Genomic DNA, 16,514 nt, shown 5'->3' with positions numbered 1-16,514 from the left:
CTCAGCGCCCCTCGAACTGGGGCGGCCGCTTGGCCAGGAAGGCCTGCGCGCCTTCCCTGAAGTCGGCGGTGCGCGCGCCGGCGAGAAAGGCCTCGCGCTCGAGATCGAGCTGGGCGGAGAGGTCGTTGCCGAGCGAGCGGCCGATGAGATGCTTGATGCGGGCATAGGCCGCCGTCGGCCCCTGCGCGAGCCGGCGCGCCAGCGACATGGCTTCGTCCGCCAGCTCGGCGGCCGGCACGACGCGGTTGACCAGGCCGAGCGCCAGCGCCTCCGCCGCGCGTAAGGGCTCCGCCAGCATCGTGAGTTCGAGCGCCTTGCGCTCGCCGACGAGGCGCGGCAACCGATAGGTCGCCGAGCCGTCCGGAGAAGCGCCGATGCGCGAATAGGCCATTGTGAAGACGGCATCATCGGCGGCGATGCAGAGGTTGCAGGCCATGGCAAGGCTGAAGCCTGCTCCGGCGATCGGGCCCTGCACGGCCGCGAGCGTCGGCAGCTTCAGCGCGTCGAGCGTGCGCAATGCGTGGTGAAGCGGGTCGATGATGGCTTCGATCGCGGCTGCCGGATCGCCCTCGACAAAGCGGGCGACATCGCCGCCGGCGCAGAAGGCACGCCCCTCGCCGCGCAGCAGCAGGACGCGCGCGGTACCGTCCCGTGCGATGCGTTCCATCGCATCCGCAAGGCTGCGCGCCATGTGCGGGTCGATCGCGTTGAGAACGCGCGGACGATTGAGCGTGACGGTGGCGACGGCCTGCTCGATCGCGAGCAGCACCGGGCTCTCGGCCTGGTCCATGACGTTCCCCTCGAGTCCGCGGTCGTTGGCCGCCGCGGCATCTCCAGCTCTACTCGATATTCCTGAGCTTACTCGTGAGTAAGGCGAAACCTCGCGAAGCGCGCCATGCGCAATTCCGCACGGCCCGGATTGTCGAAACGGAACGGGTGCATGCCCCGCCATTGCATCGCCCGCTTCACGGCGCTCGAAACTCTACCGGGAGATCACCACGCTCCATACCCGGGCGGGTCGCGATCCCATGGCTGGCGTGCCGATGTGCCTTGATTGTAGGAGAGCAGTCCCCGACTTCGATCCCGCCGAGGACTGTGATGAAGCTGGCAGGTAAGACGGCCCTGGTGACAGGTGCCGGCAAGGGGCTCGGGCTGGAGATCGCCCGCGGTCTCGCCGAGAACGGCGCCCATGTCGTGCTGCACGGACGCAAGCCGGCCGAGCTCGACGAAGCGAAGCGTGCTCTGGAGGCTGGCGGTGCCAATGTCTCCGTCCTCGTCGCGGACCTTGCGGACGAGGCCTCGACCGCTGAAGCGTGCCGCAAGCTCGTCGACGACCGTGGTGGCATCGATTTTCTCGTCAACAATGCCGGCGCGCGCGACCGCCGCCCGCTCGATCAGCTCGACCGTGCCGCCTTTCGGGCCCTGCTGGAGGTCAATCTGATCGCGCCGTTCGATCTGGTGCGGCAGCTTGCGCCGCATATGCCGGATGGCGGCCGGATCGTGAACATCACCTCGATCGCCGGGCGGATCGCCCGGGCCGGCGATCCCGGCTATATCGCCACCAAGGGCGGGCTCGACGCACTGACCAAGGCGCTCGCCGCCGAACTTGGGCACCGCGCGATCACCGTCAACGCCGTCGCACCGGGCTTCTTCGCGACCGAGGCCAATGCGGCGCTGGTCGCGGACCCGGCCATCGCCGAGCGGCTGTCGCATCGCACCTCGCTCGGGCGCTGGGGCGTACCGAAGGAGCTGGTGGGGGCGGTGGTGTTCCTCTGCTCGCCCGAGGCTTCGTTCATCACCGGTGTCACGCTGCCGGTCGACGGCGGCTATCTCGCTCACTTCTAGCCGGTTGGCGTTGGAGCGTCGTGCCAAGCTCACGGCGCAATCGTGGCGAGATTGCGTCACGCGGCGGGTGCAAAACCGAGCGCCGCTCTGCTATGGGTTCAGGGTGAAATGCGGTGATCTGCCTGCCGATTTGGCCGTTCACCATGGATAATCTCGTAGAGCCGCGCGAAAACCGTACTGACCGCTCCAAGGCCCCGCACGCGGTGCTGGACATATTTCCGCCGCAAGACAGGAGAAATGCCATGCTCAAGATTGCCATCGCCGCAGCGGGGTTCGCTGCTCTCAGCCTTGCGGCGGCTCCGGCCTTCGCCCAGGGCAAGAAGGGCAAGGACGAATTCCTTGGCGTCGACATGGATACCGGCCGGACCTATTACGACGGTCGCAACGACGGCAAGTACTGCCTCTACAAGACGGTGCGTGTGTTCAACCGCTACACCGGCTACTATGAGAACCGGCGGGTGCGCCGCTGCGGCCGCGGCCTCTATTTCTAGGAGGCTGCACATGAACCGCATCGCAAAGTTCACCATCGCGCTCGGCCTTGCGGCCGCCGCAGCCGCTTGTGGTCCGACCATCGTGGCCGCCCCCGATGGTACTCTCGTCAATACCGGCGTGGTCCAGGACGGCGACTGCCTGACCCGCACCGTCATGGTCTTTGACCGTGAGCTCGGCTACGAGCGTGCGGTGGAGCAGCGCTTCTGCGGCGGGCGAGCCCGTATCGCGCGCTGATCATTGTATTGATCCTGCGCAGGCCTCGCCGCGGCTGTGGCGAGGCCTGTAGCTTTGCTAGGATATGGTGACGGAATCGCTCGGATTGCTCCGGAGACAAGTCACATGCCCAAACTCTGCAAGTTCACCTCGCCCAGCGACGGCAAGCCTGTCTACGTCAATCCTGACCAGGTCAGCGTCGTCTACACCTTCAAGGGCCAGCCGCCCGACACCATCATCGCCTTCCGCAAGGACTTCCAGCTCGGTGTTAAGGAAAGCCTGGAAGAGACTGTCAGGATTCTCGAAAGCGCTACCAAGAACGCCGAGCGCTGACCGAGCAAGCTGCGGCGCCTGCCTCCCCATCACCGCCGGATTGTTGCCCCAAAGCGGCCATGCGGCGCTTTCACCCTCACGCCATGAGGATCATTGCCGCATCAGCACTCACCCTGGCTCTCAGCGCCTGCGCGAGCATGCCGGACCCGATCGTCGAGGACCGCTCGCGCTGCGACGCCTATGGCTTCCAGCGCGGCACCGACGCCTATGCGAACTGCGTCATGACGCAGGACCGCGATCGCGAGCGTCGTTACGAGCGCCAGGCGGGGCAGCGACCCTCGCGCGCCGAACGACCTTATAGTTCCGAAGAAGAATAGCCGCCGGCGCCTGAGGCCGGTGCAGGTGTGGGCTTCCGCTCCTGGATGTTGCTCTTACTGAGCGCCTTCGCAGTTCATTCTTCTTCGCAACGCGGCTCTCGTGCACCGCTCCCTCCGCTGTGCGCTGGTCGCCGGCCGCGAGGAACTTCCGCCATGCATAGATCGCGGCCGGGACCGGAGCCGCGCCGGTTGGGCTTTGCCGCGAAGACGGCTATCTGATCGCAAGGCCGCAGCGCGGCTTCGCCTTTTGGCCATGAGGGGCACGATGATCCTCGACGAGCGTACCTACGCCATCAAGCCCGCGCATGTGCGCGACTATCTCGACCTTTACGTCGCCGAAGGGATGGAGCTGCAGATCTCCCATCTCGGCCATCTGATCGGCTGGTTCACCACCGATAGCGGTGTGGTCAACGAGGTCGTGCATATGTGGCGCTTCGAGGATGCCGGTGATCGCGAACGCCGGCGCGCTGCGATGGAGGCCGATCCGCGCTGGCAGGTCTTCCGCGCCAAGGCGGCTCCTTATGTGCTTGAAATGCGCAGCCGGATCCTGAGGCCGACGCACTTCTCTCCGCTGCGCTGATGCGGTGCAGGGCGCTGCCATGATCGCTGCGCCGACCCAACCACCCGCTCGCCGCATCGGCGGCCGCGGGCTCGCCGTACTCGTGGCGGGCCTCGAATGGCTGGGCGCGGCGATTCTCGCTCTGCTCTTCCTCGTGGTGATGGCGGCGGTTTCGCGCCGCTATCTGTTCGGGGGTGGGCTGGTCTGGTCGGACGAGCTCGCGATCTGGCTCAATGTCGCGCTGGTCGCGGTTGGTGCGCCGCTGGCGGCGACCAGCGCGCTCGCCATGCGGCTCGATGTCGTCGCGAACCTCCTGCCGCCGAAGGGACGACGCCTCGCTGCCATCCTGGCCGAGGCGATCGCCGTCCATGGCTCGCTGGTCCTGGCGCTCGGCGGCGCCAGCGTCGCTGCAATGGTCGGCGGCACTTCGACCGTGCTCGGCCTGCCCGAGAGCCTGCGCTTCGCCGTCTTCGCCATCGGCGGCGGGCTGACGCTTGTCGTCGTGCTCTGGCGGGCGGCGCTGAACCTGTCCTGGCCCGTGGCGCTCGCCGCGCTACTGCTCGGCATGGGCCTCTATGCCCTGGCAAACAGCGTGACCGGCCTTTTCGTTGGAACACCCAGCCTGGTCGCCGGGCTCGCCGCTGCGGCAGGGCTCCTGCTTGGCGCGCCACTACCCTTCGCGCTCCTCGCCGGCGTCTCGCTCTCGGGCGCCTTCGGCGGCCTCCTGCCGGAGCCGGCCATCGTCCAGAACACGGTGGCGGGCGTCTCGAAATTCCTGCTGCTGGCGATCCCATTCTTCCTGCTCGCCGGCGAATTGCTGACCGCGGGCGGTCTCGCCGAGCGGCTGGTGCGTTTTGCCGCGGCGCTCGTCGGGCATTTCCGGGCCGGGCTGGCGCAGACCGCGCTGATCGCGAGCGTGCTGTTCTCCGGCGCCTCCGGCTCCTCGGTCGCCAACGCCGCCTTCGGCGCCAAGGTGATGGCGCCGGCGCTGGTGGCGCGCGGCTATCCGCCGGCCAATGCCGCCGCGATCGTCGCCGGCGTCTCGATGCTCGACAACATCATCCCGCCCTCGATCGCCTTCCTGATCCTGGCGGCGGCGACCAATCTCTCGGTCGGCTCGTTGCTCGTCGGCGGCTTCGTGGCGGGTGCAGTACTGACTTTGGCGCTCGCCATCGGCATCCATCTCAGCGTGCGCGGCGTGGTCGATTCCGCCCCGCGCGCCAGCGGTACCGAGCGGACGCGGGCCTTCGTCGGCGCGCTGCCGGCGATCGGCCTCGGCATCGTCGTCGTGGTCGGTATCCGCTTCGGCGTGGTCACGGTGACGGAAGCTTCGGCGCTCGCCGTCGCCTATGCCTTGGTCGCCTGCCTGCTCCTGCGCAGCTTGAACGCCGGCACCGTGCTGGCGTCCTTGCGCAAGGCGGCGGGGGAGGCGGCAGCGGTCGGCCTCCTGATCGGCGCCTCCGCGCCCTTCGCCTTCCTGCTCGCGGTCGACCGTGTCTCGGAGCAGATGGCTGGGCTGGTGACGGCGCTGGGCGGCGGACCGCTGGCGGTGATGCTGCTGTCGAACCTCGTTTTGCTGGTCGCCGGCCTCTTCCTCGACATCGGCGCGGCGATCCTGCTGCTGGCGCCGCTGTTGCTACCAGCCGCCATCGCCGCGGGCCTCGACCCGATCCAGTTCGGCGTCGTCCTTGTGGTCAACCTGATGATCCACGGCCTGACGCCGCCGCTCGGCATCCTCGTCTATGTCGCGAGCGGCATCATGCGGATTTCCGCGGCTTCGGTCTTCCGGGCGGTTCTGCCGTTGCTGGCGAGCCTGCTCGTCGCGCTCTTCGTCCTCTGCCTTGCGGTGGCGGCCTGGCCGTCGCTACCTGTTTCCTTCAAGGAGTTGTTCCGATGGCTTTGACTCGCCGCGCCTTCGCCGCCGCCACGATCGCCGCACCGACCTTTCTCACGAGCCGCGCGGTCGCCGCTGGTCGGCCGGTCACGGTCACCTCGCTGCTCGGCGAGGACAAACCGGAGACGATGGTCTGGCGCCGCATCGCTGCGAAGCTGGCGCAGAGCACGCCCGGCCGCTTCGACCTGCGCGTCGTGCCCAATGCCGCGCTCGGCGGCGAGAAGGAAGTGGCCGAGGGCCTGCGGCTCGGCTCGGTCCAGGCCTCGCTCTTCACCATCTCGGCGCTCTCCTCATGGATGCCGGACGGGCAGCTTCTCGATCTGCCCTTCCTGTTCCGCGACCGCGCGCATCTGAAGCGCGTTCTGGCCGGGCCGCTCGGCGAGGAGCTCAAGCGCAAATACGAGGCGCAGGGCTTCGTCGTGCTCGGCTTCATCAACTATGGCGCCCGCCATCTCCTCGCCAAGGAGCCGCTGACCACGCCCGCCGGCGTCAAGGGCAAGCGCATCCGCGTCATCCAGAGCCCGCTGCACACCGAGCTCTGGTCGGGCTTCGGTGCCCATCCGACGCCGATCCCGATCCCCGAGACCTACAATGCGCTGAAAACCGGCGTGGTCGACTGCATGGACCTGACCAAGTCGGCCTATGTCGGCTTCAAGCTGCACGAAGTCGTGCCCTATCTGATCGAAACCGGCCATATCTGGGCCTCCGGCGTCGTCGCTGTCTCCGCTTCCTTCTGGAAGGGCCTCTCCGCGGAAGACAAGGCGGCGTTCTCGGCCGCGGCCGCGGAAGGTGCGGGCTATTTCGACGAGCTCATCATCGCCGACGAGGACGCCTCGATGGCCAAGGCGAAGGCCGAGGGCGGCAAGGTCGTGCAGCCGGAGGATCGCCCCGGCTGGGAGGCCGGCGCGCGCAAGGTCTGGGCTTCCTTTGCGCCCAAGTTCGGCGGGCTCGACAAGATCGAGGCGATCGCCAGCAGTACCTGAGCCCGGCCACCATCCATTCCGCGTCGATCATCAAGGAAGGCCGTCCGCATGTCCGACCGTCCCGTTCTTCTCGTCACCGGCGGCAGCCGTGGCATCGGCGCCGCGATTTGCCGTTTCGCCGCCGAACGCGGCTATGACGTCGCGGTCAATTATCAGGGCAATGCGCAGGCGGCTGCCGACGTCGTCGCGGCTTGCGGTCGGGCCGGGGCGAAGGCGGTTGCGATCCAGGGCGACATGGCGAACCTTGCCGACATCACGCGCGTCTTCGCCGAGGCGAAGGCGGCGCTGGGGCCGCTGACCGCAGTCGTCAACAATGCCGCGATCACCGGCAAGAGCAGCCCGCTTGCCAAGTCCGATCCGCAGGTCATCCGCGCCTGCATCGATCTCAACGTCACCGGCGCGATCCTGGTGGCGCGCGAGGCGGCCCAGGCTTTGCTCGCCAATGACGGCGCGAAGAACCGCGCCATCGTCAACATATCCTCGATCGCCGCCGGCCTCGGCTCGCCCAATGAGTATGTCTGGTACGCCGCCTCGAAGGCGGCGGTCGATTCCATGACTATCGGCCTCGCGATCGAACTCGCCCCGGTCGGCATCCGGGTCAATGCGGTGGCGCCGGGCATGACCGAGACGGACATCCACGCGCTCTCGACCGGCGAACCGGGACGCGCCGCCCGCATCGCACCGTCGATCCCGTTGAAGCGGGTCGCTCAGCCGGAGGAGATCGCCGAAGCCGTGCTGTTCGCGCTCTCCGAGGCAGCGTCCTACATGGTCGGCTCGATCATCCGCGTCGGCGGCGGCCGATAGGTTACTGCGCAGACATAAACGACAGATTCGGCTGCCAGAGCAGCCGCAGACGGCTGGAGCCGCAGCCCGGCCGTGCTAAATCGGCTGCCAGCCTGTTCAACCGGAAGCCGCCATGCGCGTCCTGCTCATCCTGATCGCCTTCGGCATGGTCGCGGTGCCGGCGCTGCTGGCGCTGGCACGCAGCGACCTGCCGCGCGGCCGGCGCATCTTCAACGCGCTGATCGTCTTCCTGGCGCCGGCCTTCGCGCTCGGCCTGATCCATGGCGTGCCAGAGCTCGACGGCAGGGCGCTGCAATATCCGGTCGCCTGGACGACGCTGAGGCTGGTCCTGACCGGGCTCGCCTTGATCCTGCCCTGGTGCCTCTATGTCTGGCTGAACGGCCGGCGCTGACCTCCCGACGGACTTATTCAAGATGACCGAACCTGCCCAGATCCCGCCGATCGACTACGCCTTCACCGGCGACCGCAAGGGCCCGGCGCATGACCCGACCTATGCCGGTGCGCTCTCCTTCATGCGCCGTCGCTACAGCAAGGACGTCGCCGGCTGCGACGCGGTGGTCTGGGGGGTGCCCTTCGACCTCGCCGTCTCGAACCGGCCGGGCACCCGCTTCGGGCCGCAGGCGCTGCGCCGCGTCAGCACGATCTTCGACGGCGACGCGCAATACCCCTCGCGCATCGACCCGTTCGAGACGCTCGCCGTGGTCGACTATGGCGACTGCCTGCTGCCGCGCAGCGATCTGCAGGGCTGTGCCCGGGCGATCGAGAGCGAGGCGGCCGCGATCATCGCGAGCGGCGCCCAGCTCGTCACCCTCGGCGGCGACCATTTCATCACCCTGCCGCTGCTGCGCGCCCATGTCGCCCGCCATGGCAAGCTCGCCATCGTCCAGTTCGACGCGCACCAGGACACCTGGGATGACGGTGTCGGCGCGATCAGCCACGGAACCTTCGTGCTCGAGGCGGTGCGCGAGGGGCTGATCGATACCGAACGCTCGATCCAGATCGGCATCCGCACCGTCGCGCCACGCGATTGCGGGATCAAGGTGATCGACGCGTATCAGGCGCATGCGCTTGGCATCGACGGCATCGCAGCTCAGATCAAGGAGCGCGTGGGGCAGGGGCCGGCCTATCTCACCTTCGACATCGATGCGCTCGATCCGGCTTTCGCACCGGGCACCGGCACGCCGGTCGCCGGCGGTTTCTCCTCGGCCGAGGCGCTGCGTCTGGTCTGGGCGATCCGCGATCTCGATTTCCGCGGCATGGACGTGGTCGAGGTCTCGCCACCTTACGACCATGCCGACGCGACCGCGATTGCAGGCGCGGCGGTGGCGCAGCACTATCTCCAGGCACTGGCCCTGAAGAAGACCGGTTGAATCGGGATGGCAGCTTCGGCGGCCATGTGATTCCGAATGTTGGGGTATCAAGGCGCGGGGAACCCTCTCCTGGAAGGAGAGGGCAGGGTGAGGTGTAGGCCCTGTGACCAGTTCCGCGAGGCCTGACCGCGCGGCTGGGTTTCGGCCAACGTTTTCGGTCCGAACACCTCACCCCTGCCCCTCTCCTTCCAGGAGAGGGGTTCTGCGTCGCGGTGACCGCCCCCCGTCATTGACAGCTGTCCCCGCACGGAACATATACGGGCCCATGACCACGAACCCGACCCGACGTCGCAGTGAACAGGCCGCCTTGGCGCGCCCGCGATGACGCTCGGCTAAAGTCCGAACGCCCGCGACCGCGCCCCGAGCGCGGTTTTTTTATGCCCGTCGCAAAAATGATGTCCGGTTTTGCGACAAGGCCGTACTCCCAAGCCAGCCAACGAATTTCGTCCGCCTCCACCAGACACCTCGCGAGGGTCCGATGAGCCAGAACCTGAAATCCATCTTCATCGACGGCGAGGCCGGCACCACCGGGCTCGGCATCCGCGAGCGTCTCGCCGATGTGCCGGAGGTCGTGGTCAAGAGCATCGACCCGGACAAGCGCAAGGACCCGGCCGCCCGCAAGGCGATGATGGCGGGTGTCGATCTCGTCGTGCTCTGCCTGCCCGACGATGCGGCCAAGGAATCGGTCGCGCTCGCCGATGAGCTAGGCACGGGGGCGCCGAAGATCGTCGACGCCTCGACCGCCCATCGCGTTGCCCCGGACTGGACCTATGGCTTCGCCGAGCTCGAGCCGGGCTTCGCGCAGAAGGTCGCCAACGCCAACCGCGTCGCCAATCCCGGCTGTTATCCGACCGGCGGCATCGCGCTTTTGCGCCCGCTCGTCGATGCCGGGCTGCTGCCGGCCGACCATCCTGTCACCGTCAACGCGGTCTCCGGCTATTCCGGCGGCGGCAAGAGCATGATCGAGGCCCATGAGGCCGGCACGGCGCCTGATTTCGAGCTCTACGGCCTTGGCCTCAAGCACAAGCATCTGCCCGAGCTGCAGGTCTATTCGCGGCTGGAGCGGCGGCCGATCTTCGTGCCGTCGGTCGGCAATTTCCGGCAGGGCATGCTGGTCTCGATACCGCTGCATCTCGACATGCTGCCTGCCAAGCCCAAGCCCGCCGACCTTGAGGCCGCGCTGGCGGAACGCTATGCCGGCTCGACCTATGTCAGCGTGCTGCCGGCGGATGCGGGCGGCAAGCTCGAACCGGAAGCGCTCAACGACACCAACAAGCTGGAACTGCGCGTCTTCGGCAATGCCGATCTCGGCCAGGCCGTGCTCGTCGCCCGGCTCGACAATCTCGGCAAGGGCGCCTCTGGCGCGGCTGTGCAGAACATCCGCCTGATGCTCGGCCTTCCCGAAAGTTGACAGCCGTTCACATCGCAGCCCTTCAGACGCACCGACTCCCTCAATCCGCAACGAAACAGCAACTGCACCCCCCAAATGGGGGATGCAGCAGCTGGTGCCCGAGGTCATAGCTGATCTCGGCAGCTGAGAGCGGGGGCGATTCGATGCCAGGATTCGACACATTGGGCGTGCGTCTGGCTCGTAGTCGGCGCCGACTGGAACGTGAGCGCGCTGCCGTCTCGACGATCGAGCGGGCGGCGGGCGAGGGGCCGGGGGGCTCCGCGCAGGGCGATGCTCAGACGCTGGTCGCGGTATCCGATGTGAAGGCCGTCATATCGGCGCAGGTCATCGCGTTTCCGCGCTCCAACAGGAGCGTCCGGGACTGAAGCAGTCTTGCCTGTGCAAGATTGCGTGCGCTGCCGGGGGTGGTCGAACGACCCCGGCAGCGCTTTTTTCGTCAGTTGGCGTAGGGCTTGAACAACTGCTTCTGCGTGCCCAGCCCCTCGATGCCGAGAGCCACGGTCTCTCCGCCCTTGAGGAAGCGCGGCGGCTTGAAACCGAGCCCGACGCCGGGCGGCGTTCCGGTGGTGATGACGTCGCCTGGATCGAGCCGCATGAACTGGCTGATATAATGGACGAGATAGGCGGCGCCGAAGATCATCGTCTTGGTCGAGCCGTTCTGGACGCGCTCGCCGTCGACTTCGAGCCACATCGCCAGGTTCTGCACGTCCGAGATCTCGTCGGGCGTCACCAGCCAGGGGCCGAGCGGGCCGAAGGTCGGGCAACCCTTGCCCTTGGCCCACTGCCCGCCGCGCTCGGTCTGGAACTCGCGCTCGGAGACATCGTTGCAGACGCAGAAGCCGGCGATCGCCGCCATGGCGTTCGCTTCGTCGATATAGGAGCCGCCGTCGCCGATCACGATGGCGAGCTCGACTTCCCAGTCGGTCTTCTTCGAGTTCTTCGGGATGATGACGTCGTCATTGGGGCCGACGATGCAGTTCGGCGCCTTGTTGAACAGGATCGGCTCGGCCGGGATCGCCGCGCCGGTCTCGGCGGCATGATCGGCGAAGTTGAGGCCGACAGCGATGAAATTGCGGACATCGCCGACGCAGGCGCCGATGCGCGGCGCGCCCTCGACCGCCGGCAGTGATTCGGGGGGCAGCGCCTTCAGCTTGGCGAGCGAGGCCGACTTCAAGGCTGCGCCGGCGATGTCGGACACATGGGCCGACAGATCACGGAGCTTGCCGGCGGCGTCGACAAGGCCGGGCTTCTCCTGGCCGAATGCGCCGTAACGAACCAGTTTCACGTCGTTTCCCCCTTTTTCAAACGTTTAAAACACGATGCGAGACCAAATCCGAGGTCGCGGCGATCCTGTGCGGACTGCCGCCATGATGCAAGCCCGTCGGGATGCATGCCCCGCCTGCGGACGCGCCGGGGAACTGTGGCGCTTGTGCAACGGTCTTAGCGAAACCGTGTCATCATTTCGAGGCAGCGGAGAAGGCTATATTGCGATGCACAATGGCAAAATCGCGATAGTTCGTATGTAAACCATCTTTTCTGCCGCCGACATTCAGGCAAGACACGCGAAACGCTCCGTTTTTGCACGTTTTCGGGTATGCCGCTGCGGAAAGCTGGACGAGCAAGGCTATTTGAGGGCGATCGCGGCGGGATTGCGGCGGAAACCGGCAGGCGGCATGGTGAGGACAGATTCCTGCGGCGCGCGTCGCCGCGGGCCTCACAACAAGAACTTCAGCCTGGGGAAGAAGCCGCGATGAAGAGCCTTCTGAAACTCACCACCGCCGCCACCGTCTCGCTTTCGGCGCTGCTGGCGGCCGGCGCGGCTTCGGCGAGCTCCTTCGCGATCCGCTCCGGCCAGAGCGCCGAGGGTCTCGGCATGGCCTATGCCGGCGCCGCTTCGGGCGGCATCGGCATGGGCTCGATGGCGTGGAACCCGGCGACGATCACCATGTTCCCCGGCCGCCACAGCCAGTGGAACTTCACCTATCTCAATGCCAATGCGAGCTATGATCCGACGTCGGTGAGCCGGCTCGGCGCGCCCAACGGTCCGTTGAACCCGCTGCAGAACGGCACCGGCAATATCGGCGGCGACGGCGCCTTCATTCCCGCCTCCTACGGCGCCTGGCAGCTGACCGACCGCTTCTGGTTCGGCTGGACCACCGGCGCGCCCTATGGCCTGCGCTCGAAGCCGGACAACCAGGCACATGCCGCCCAAGTCTATGGTCGCTCTGCGAAGCTCGCGACCATCAACGTCTCGCCAACGATCGGTTACAAGGTCAACGACTGGATCTCGGTCGGCGCCGCGGTGCAGATCCAGTGGCTGAACGCAGCCCTGAAGACCGCCTCCGGCGTTGCTCCGACTGCTGCTCCGGTCATCATCGAGGGTGACACGATCGATTTCGGCTATCGCTTCGGTATCAACCTGACGCCGTTCCAGGGCACGAATATCGGTATCGCCTACCGCTCGGCGGTGCGCCAGACGCTGGACGGGACTTTCCGCACGCCGCGCGGCGTCGTTCCGGTCAAGGCGAACCTCAACCTGCCCGACTCGGTCGTGTTTGGCGTCTCGCAGGAGATCAACGAGCAGTGGCAGGTCCATGCCGGCGTCGAGTGGACCAACTGGAGCCGCTTCCGCAACATCCCGATCGTCAGCAAGCTCAACGGCCAGCCAGTCACCAGCCTGAACTTCCAGTATGACGACGCCTGGTTCTTCTCGGCCGGTGCCGAGTACAAGTACAATCGCGACCTGACCTTGCGTGCCGGTGTCGGTTACGAGCTCTCGGCCGTGAACGATCAGAACCGGACGATCTTCATCTCGGACAACGACCGTCTCTGGCTCTCGGCCGGTGGCAGCTATCAGATCACCGACAAGCTGAAGCTCGACGTCGGCTACACCTATATCCACGTGAAGAAGGCTTCGGTGAACTACACCGGCGCCCACCCGCAGCAGGCTGCCGTGTTCTACACGGCCGAGGCCAAGCCCTATATCCACATCGTCTCGGCCGGCCTGACCTATCGCTGGGACACTCCGACCGAGACGATCCCGGTCCGCCCGGTCGTCCGCAAGAACTGATCGGCGCCTTCGACGATAACGAAAGAGCCGGCCTTCGGGCCGGCTCTTCTGTTTTGGACAACCGGACCGCGGGGTTGTTGCGGGCGGACGATATATCCGCTGGCTGGGCCGGGATGGCTCGGACAAGCGCGGGCCGACGATCGCGCTCCGTCGTTACGCCCTGATCTTCACATAGCTCCCCGGCGCATCCTCCAGCGCGGGCAGGGGACCGTCGCCGGGGATGCGCGGCTTGACGCGCTTGGGCGCCTGCTTCTCCAGCCAGGCGAGCCAATGCGGCCACCAGGAGCCCGGATGCTCCTGCGTCTTCCGGATCCAATCATCGAAGGCGCCTTCCGGCTTCGGGCCGGTCCAGAACTGGTACTTGACCTTGTTCGGCGGGTTGACCACGCCGGCGATGTGGCCCGAGCCGGCCATGACGTAATCGACCGGGCCGCCGAAGCTCTGCGAGCCAAGGAAGACCGATTGCGCCGGCGCGATATGGTCCTCGCGGGCCGCGAGGTTATAGACCGGGATCGTCACCTTCTTGAGGTCGAGCAGCTTGCCGCCGAGCCGCATCTCGCCCTTGCTCAGCTTGTTCTCGAGATAGCAGTTGCGCAGGTAGAAAGAGTGGTTGGCGGCCGGCATCCGGGTCGAATCCGAATTCCAGTAGAGCAGGTCGAAGGCGGTCGGCGCCTTGCCCTTCAGGTAGTTGTTGACCGCATAGGTCCAGATCAGGTCGTTCGGCCGCAGCATGTTGAAGGCGCCCGACATGCGCGACCCGTCGAGATAGCCGCGCTCGGCCATCTGCTCCTCGACGGAACGAATCTGCTCCTCGTCGACGAAGACCGCGAGCTCGCCGGCATGGGTGAAGTCGACCTGCGTGGTGAAGAAGGTCGCGCTGGCGATGCGCTTGTCCTTTGTCGCGGCCATGTAGGCGAGGGTGACGCCGAGCAGCGTCCCGCCGACGCAATAGCCGATCGTCGAGACCTGCTTCTCGCCGGTCACCTGCTCGACCGCCTCGAGCGCGGCGAAGATGCCCTCGCGCATATAGCTCTCGAAATCCTTGAGCGCGTGGCGGTGATCCGGGTTGACCCAGGAGATGCAGAAGACCGTCAGCCCCTGGCTGACACACCAGCGGATGAAGCTCTTCTCGGCATTGAGGTCGAGGATGTAGAACTTGTTGATCCAGGGCGGCACGATCAGCAGCGGCCGCTTCAGCACCGTCTCGGTCGAGGGTGCGTACTGGATCAGCTCGATGATGTCGTTGCGGTAGATGACCTTGCCGGGCGTGGTCGCGATGTTGACGCCGACCTCGAAGGCGCCGGCATCAGACTGGCGGATCTTGAGCTCGCCGCCGCCGGCCTCGACATCCTCGGCCAGCATCTTCATGCCGCGCACCAGGTTCTCGCCGTTCTGCGCCATGGTCTCGCGCAGCAGCTCGGGATTGGTGGCGACGAAATTGGAGGGGGAGAGGGCCCCGGCGATCTGCTTGACGTAGAAGCGGGCCTTGTCGCGCGTATGCGGGTCGAGGTCCTCGGCCTGCTCGACCATGCCTTCGGCCCAGCGCGTGGTCAGGAGATAGGCCTGCTTGACGAAGTCGAAGACCGGATGGGTGTTCCATTCGGGGTCGGCGAAGCGGGCGTCCCGTTTCTCGGGCGCGATCACCGGCTCGACCTGCTCGCCGCCGAGGCGCTTCAGCGTCGCGCTCCACAGGCTGAGGAAGTCGCTGGTGAGCGCGCCTTGAGCCTCGATGATCTTCTGGGGATCGCTGATCCAGCGCTCGGCGACGCGGCCGAGCACCTTGACCATCTCGCTCGCCTCGTCGGCCTGGCCGGTCTTGGCTTCGCCGCGCTCGATCGGCTTCAGATAGGCGGCCGTCACCTTGCCGGCCTGCTCGACCAGCTTGCCCATGTTCTGCGCCATTGACTCGAAGTCGGGCACCGGCGGCAGGTCGGCGAACGGCGTTTCAGTTGCCTTGTGGCCGGCTTTGCCCTTCTCGTCAGCAGGCGGACACATGGCGGCGCTCTCCTCGGTAGCCTTACGCAGGAGTTGCACTCCCCATTTTGGACCCATTAAGGACCTAACCGGTATGAGTGACAAAGAAATTTTGCGGAAGCAGGGCAATGGCTGACAGGCGGACTGAAATCTCGCTCAAGGCGATCGGGATCGTCCTGCTCGCCGGAGCTGTGCTTGGCGGCTGCCAGGCCGCGCGCGGTGTCGCCGAAATGACCGATTTTGCCACCACGCCTGGCGAGCCGAAGCCCTTCGTGGTCGAGACGCGGCCGCAGGACCCGAAATATATCCCGATCGGCACCACCGTCTCACGTCAGGCCAAGCGCAAGACCGTCGACGAGTTCAAGAAGCTCGAGGCCGAGCTCGAAGCCAAGCGAATCTCCAACGATGCGGCCGGCTCGCAGGCGCAGAGCCTCGGCAAGGTCCTGCCTCCGCCGGCGCCGGCGCCTGCTCCACCGCCCCTGCCGAAAGAATGAGGGGACGGCTGCACGTGAGGCGGCTTGCCTGATCTTGGCCGGGCAGCTCCAATCGCGGAGTTCGCGCCGGGACCTCCGCAATGATCCTGATCGGCCAATATGATTCGCCTTTCGTGCGCAGGGTCGGCATCGCGCTGACGCTCTACGAACTGCCCTTCGAGCAACGGCCCTGGTCGGTCTTCGGCGACGGCGAAAAGATTGCGCCGCTCAATCCCCTGGTTCGCGTGCCGACGCTCGAGCTCGATGACGGGCTCGTTCTGGTCGAGAGCCATGCCATGCTCGACTATCTCGACGGCCTGGTTTCGGCCGAACGCGCCTTGTTCCCGCGCCAGGAGCCGGCGCGTCATCGGGCGCTGCGCATCGCTGGGCTGGCAATGGGGCTGGCCGAGAAGGCAGTGAGCCTGTTCTACGAGCTACGGCTGCACGATCAGGTCTCCGATACCTGGGCCGGGCGCTGCCGCGGCCAGATCGGTGGCGTCCTCGCCACCCTGGAGCGGGAGCGGGCCGAGCGCGCCGGCGGCTGGTGGTTCGACGACCGCATCGGCCACGCCGATATCGCGCTCGCCTGCGCTTTGCGTTTCGCCAGCGACGCGCATCCCGATCTCGTCGTTCTGAGCGATTATCCCGCCCTGGCGGCGCACTCGGCCCGCTGCGAGGCTCTCGATGTCTTCCAGGCGATCAGCCAGCCCTTCATTCCGCCGGCCTGAACCGTGACGCAGCGGCGACATCGGGTCGCTTTCGATGAATCTTGCTTA

At 66.6% G+C, this 16,514-nt stretch carries 19 protein-coding genes; 16 read left to right on the top strand and 3 right to left on the bottom strand.

The window, feature by feature from the left end:
• Position 1: 1 nt before the first annotated feature.
• On the bottom strand, positions 2-790 hold the full coding sequence (locus ACSQ24_RS14645; protein ID WP_436095378.1) for an enoyl-CoA hydratase/isomerase family protein: 789 nt from the start codon (positions 788-790) through the stop codon (positions 2-4).
• A 308-nt stretch (positions 791-1,098) separates the two neighbouring features.
• On the opposite strand from ACSQ24_RS14645, the gene ACSQ24_RS14640 reads away from it, so the two are divergent.
• The 13 genes from ACSQ24_RS14640 (at position 1,099) to ACSQ24_RS14580 (ending at position 10,586) form a co-directional block, all read left to right on the top strand.
• Positions 1,099-1,845 carry an SDR family oxidoreductase gene (locus ACSQ24_RS14640; RefSeq protein ID WP_436095377.1) on the top strand — a complete coding sequence of 249 codons (747 nt, stop codon included), beginning with the start codon at positions 1,099-1,101 and terminating at the stop codon, positions 1,843-1,845.
• A 242-nt stretch (positions 1,846-2,087) separates the two neighbouring features.
• A complete protein-coding gene (locus tag ACSQ24_RS14635) occupies positions 2,088-2,336 on the top strand; it encodes a hypothetical protein (protein ID WP_129155761.1) in 249 nt (82 codons plus the stop codon).
• Positions 2,337-2,346: 10 nt separating this feature from the next.
• Positions 2,347-2,571 carry a hypothetical protein gene (locus tag ACSQ24_RS14630; RefSeq protein WP_436095376.1) on the top strand — a complete coding sequence of 75 codons (225 nt, stop codon included), beginning with the start codon at positions 2,347-2,349 and terminating at the stop codon, positions 2,569-2,571.
• 105 nt (positions 2,572-2,676) lie between these two features.
• Complete coding sequence (locus ACSQ24_RS14625; protein WP_436095375.1) at positions 2,677-2,883, top strand: hypothetical protein; 207 nt, start codon at positions 2,677-2,679, stop codon at positions 2,881-2,883.
• A 137-nt stretch (positions 2,884-3,020) separates the two neighbouring features.
• Complete coding sequence (locus ACSQ24_RS14620; protein ID WP_436095374.1) at positions 3,021-3,200, top strand: hypothetical protein; 180 nt, start codon at positions 3,021-3,023, stop codon at positions 3,198-3,200.
• 265 nt (positions 3,201-3,465) lie between these two features.
• Entirely contained in the window at positions 3,466-3,780 is a 315-nt protein-coding gene (locus tag ACSQ24_RS14615; protein ID WP_092157056.1) for an NIPSNAP family protein, read from the top strand.
• 19 nt (positions 3,781-3,799) lie between these two features.
• A complete protein-coding gene (locus ACSQ24_RS14610; RefSeq protein ID WP_436095373.1) occupies positions 3,800-5,662 on the top strand; it encodes a TRAP transporter large permease in 1,863 nt (620 codons plus the stop codon).
• On the top strand, positions 5,653-6,636 hold the full coding sequence (locus tag ACSQ24_RS14605; RefSeq protein ID WP_436095372.1) for a TRAP transporter substrate-binding protein: 984 nt from the start codon (positions 5,653-5,655) through the stop codon (positions 6,634-6,636). The genes ACSQ24_RS14610 and ACSQ24_RS14605 overlap by 10 nt, the downstream gene beginning before the upstream one ends.
• Before the next feature lie 48 nt (positions 6,637-6,684).
• Positions 6,685-7,440 carry an SDR family oxidoreductase gene (locus tag ACSQ24_RS14600; RefSeq protein ID WP_436095371.1) on the top strand — a complete coding sequence of 252 codons (756 nt, stop codon included), beginning with the start codon at positions 6,685-6,687 and terminating at the stop codon, positions 7,438-7,440.
• 112 nt (positions 7,441-7,552) lie between these two features.
• Positions 7,553-7,831, top strand: coding sequence for a hypothetical protein (locus ACSQ24_RS14595; protein WP_436095370.1), 279 nt, complete (start codon positions 7,553-7,555; stop codon positions 7,829-7,831).
• A 22-nt stretch (positions 7,832-7,853) separates the two neighbouring features.
• Positions 7,854-8,810 (top strand): agmatinase, encoded by a 957-nt coding sequence (gene speB / locus ACSQ24_RS14590; RefSeq protein ID WP_436095369.1) that lies wholly within the window; start codon positions 7,854-7,856, stop codon positions 8,808-8,810.
• Positions 8,811-9,288: 478 nt separating this feature from the next.
• Entirely contained in the window at positions 9,289-10,221 is a 933-nt protein-coding gene (argC, locus tag ACSQ24_RS14585; RefSeq protein WP_436095368.1) for an N-acetyl-gamma-glutamyl-phosphate reductase, read from the top strand.
• A gap of 143 nt (positions 10,222-10,364) precedes the next feature.
• On the top strand, positions 10,365-10,586 hold the full coding sequence (locus ACSQ24_RS14580) for a hypothetical protein (RefSeq protein WP_436095367.1): 222 nt from the start codon (positions 10,365-10,367) through the stop codon (positions 10,584-10,586).
• Between the two features lie 71 nt (positions 10,587-10,657).
• Here ACSQ24_RS14580 and ACSQ24_RS14575 read toward each other — a convergent pair whose 3' ends face one another.
• The gene (locus ACSQ24_RS14575) at positions 10,658-11,506 is read right to left on the bottom strand and encodes a fumarylacetoacetate hydrolase family protein (protein ID WP_436095366.1); all 849 of its coding nucleotides are present in this window, start codon (positions 11,504-11,506) and stop codon (positions 10,658-10,660) included.
• 465 nt (positions 11,507-11,971) lie between these two features.
• On the opposite strand from ACSQ24_RS14575, the gene ACSQ24_RS14570 reads away from it, so the two are divergent.
• The gene (locus ACSQ24_RS14570; RefSeq protein ID WP_436095365.1) at positions 11,972-13,291 is read left to right on the top strand and encodes an OmpP1/FadL family transporter; all 1,320 of its coding nucleotides are present in this window, start codon (positions 11,972-11,974) and stop codon (positions 13,289-13,291) included.
• A 153-nt stretch (positions 13,292-13,444) separates the two neighbouring features.
• Here the strand turns inward: ACSQ24_RS14570 and ACSQ24_RS14565 are convergent, their stop codons facing one another.
• Positions 13,445-15,193 (bottom strand): PHA/PHB synthase family protein, encoded by a 1,749-nt coding sequence (locus ACSQ24_RS14565; protein ID WP_436097896.1) that lies wholly within the window; start codon positions 15,191-15,193, stop codon positions 13,445-13,447.
• Between the two features lie 200 nt (positions 15,194-15,393).
• Here ACSQ24_RS14565 and ACSQ24_RS14560 point away from each other — a divergent pair, with 200 nt between their 5' ends.
• Together ACSQ24_RS14560 and ACSQ24_RS14555 are read left to right on the top strand one after the other, a co-directional pair.
• Positions 15,394-15,759, top strand: a complete 366-nt coding sequence (locus ACSQ24_RS14560; RefSeq protein ID WP_436095364.1) for a hypothetical protein — start codon at positions 15,394-15,396, stop codon at positions 15,757-15,759.
• A gap of 80 nt (positions 15,760-15,839) precedes the next feature.
• Entirely contained in the window at positions 15,840-16,466 is a 627-nt protein-coding gene (locus ACSQ24_RS14555; protein ID WP_436095363.1) for a glutathione S-transferase family protein, read from the top strand.
• Positions 16,467-16,514 lie beyond the last annotated feature (48 nt).

Source organism: Allobosea sp. LjRoot237 (assembly GCF_964253285.1).
GTDB lineage: Bacteria > Pseudomonadota > Alphaproteobacteria > Rhizobiales > Beijerinckiaceae > Allobosea.
The sequence above is the reverse complement of the archived record's forward strand: the minus strand, read 5'-3'. Positions and strand labels throughout refer to the sequence as shown.

Bases quoted from the DNA above. Each gene is read 5' to 3' on its own strand.
- ACSQ24_RS14645 (WP_436095378.1), bottom strand. From the start codon at position 790: ATGGACCAGGCCGAGAGCCCGGTGCTGCTCGCGATCGAGCAGGCCGTC.
- ACSQ24_RS14640 (WP_436095377.1), top strand. From the start codon at position 1,099: ATGAAGCTGGCAGGTAAGACGGCCCTGGTGACAGGTGCCGGCAAGGGG.
- ACSQ24_RS14635 (WP_129155761.1), top strand. From the start codon at position 2,088: ATGCTCAAGATTGCCATCGCCGCAGCGGGGTTCGCTGCTCTCAGCCTT.
- ACSQ24_RS14630 (WP_436095376.1), top strand. From the start codon at position 2,347: ATGAACCGCATCGCAAAGTTCACCATCGCGCTCGGCCTTGCGGCCGCC.
- ACSQ24_RS14625 (WP_436095375.1), top strand. From the start codon at position 2,677: ATGCCCAAACTCTGCAAGTTCACCTCGCCCAGCGACGGCAAGCCTGTC.
- ACSQ24_RS14620 (WP_436095374.1), top strand. From the start codon at position 3,021: ATGCCGGACCCGATCGTCGAGGACCGCTCGCGCTGCGACGCCTATGGC.
- ACSQ24_RS14615 (WP_092157056.1), top strand. From the start codon at position 3,466: ATGATCCTCGACGAGCGTACCTACGCCATCAAGCCCGCGCATGTGCGC.
- ACSQ24_RS14610 (WP_436095373.1), top strand. From the start codon at position 3,800: ATGATCGCTGCGCCGACCCAACCACCCGCTCGCCGCATCGGCGGCCGC.
- ACSQ24_RS14605 (WP_436095372.1), top strand. From the start codon at position 5,653: ATGGCTTTGACTCGCCGCGCCTTCGCCGCCGCCACGATCGCCGCACCG.
- ACSQ24_RS14600 (WP_436095371.1), top strand. From the start codon at position 6,685: ATGTCCGACCGTCCCGTTCTTCTCGTCACCGGCGGCAGCCGTGGCATC.
- ACSQ24_RS14595 (WP_436095370.1), top strand. From the start codon at position 7,553: ATGCGCGTCCTGCTCATCCTGATCGCCTTCGGCATGGTCGCGGTGCCG.
- speB (WP_436095369.1), top strand. From the start codon at position 7,854: ATGACCGAACCTGCCCAGATCCCGCCGATCGACTACGCCTTCACCGGC.
- argC (WP_436095368.1), top strand. From the start codon at position 9,289: ATGAGCCAGAACCTGAAATCCATCTTCATCGACGGCGAGGCCGGCACC.
- ACSQ24_RS14580 (WP_436095367.1), top strand. From the start codon at position 10,365: ATGCCAGGATTCGACACATTGGGCGTGCGTCTGGCTCGTAGTCGGCGC.
- ACSQ24_RS14570 (WP_436095365.1), top strand. From the start codon at position 11,972: ATGAAGAGCCTTCTGAAACTCACCACCGCCGCCACCGTCTCGCTTTCG.
- ACSQ24_RS14565 (WP_436097896.1), bottom strand. From the start codon at position 15,193: ATGGCGCAGAACATGGGCAAGCTGGTCGAGCAGGCCGGCAAGGTGACG.
- ACSQ24_RS14560 (WP_436095364.1), top strand. From the start codon at position 15,394: ATGGCTGACAGGCGGACTGAAATCTCGCTCAAGGCGATCGGGATCGTC.
- ACSQ24_RS14555 (WP_436095363.1), top strand. From the start codon at position 15,840: ATGATCCTGATCGGCCAATATGATTCGCCTTTCGTGCGCAGGGTCGGC.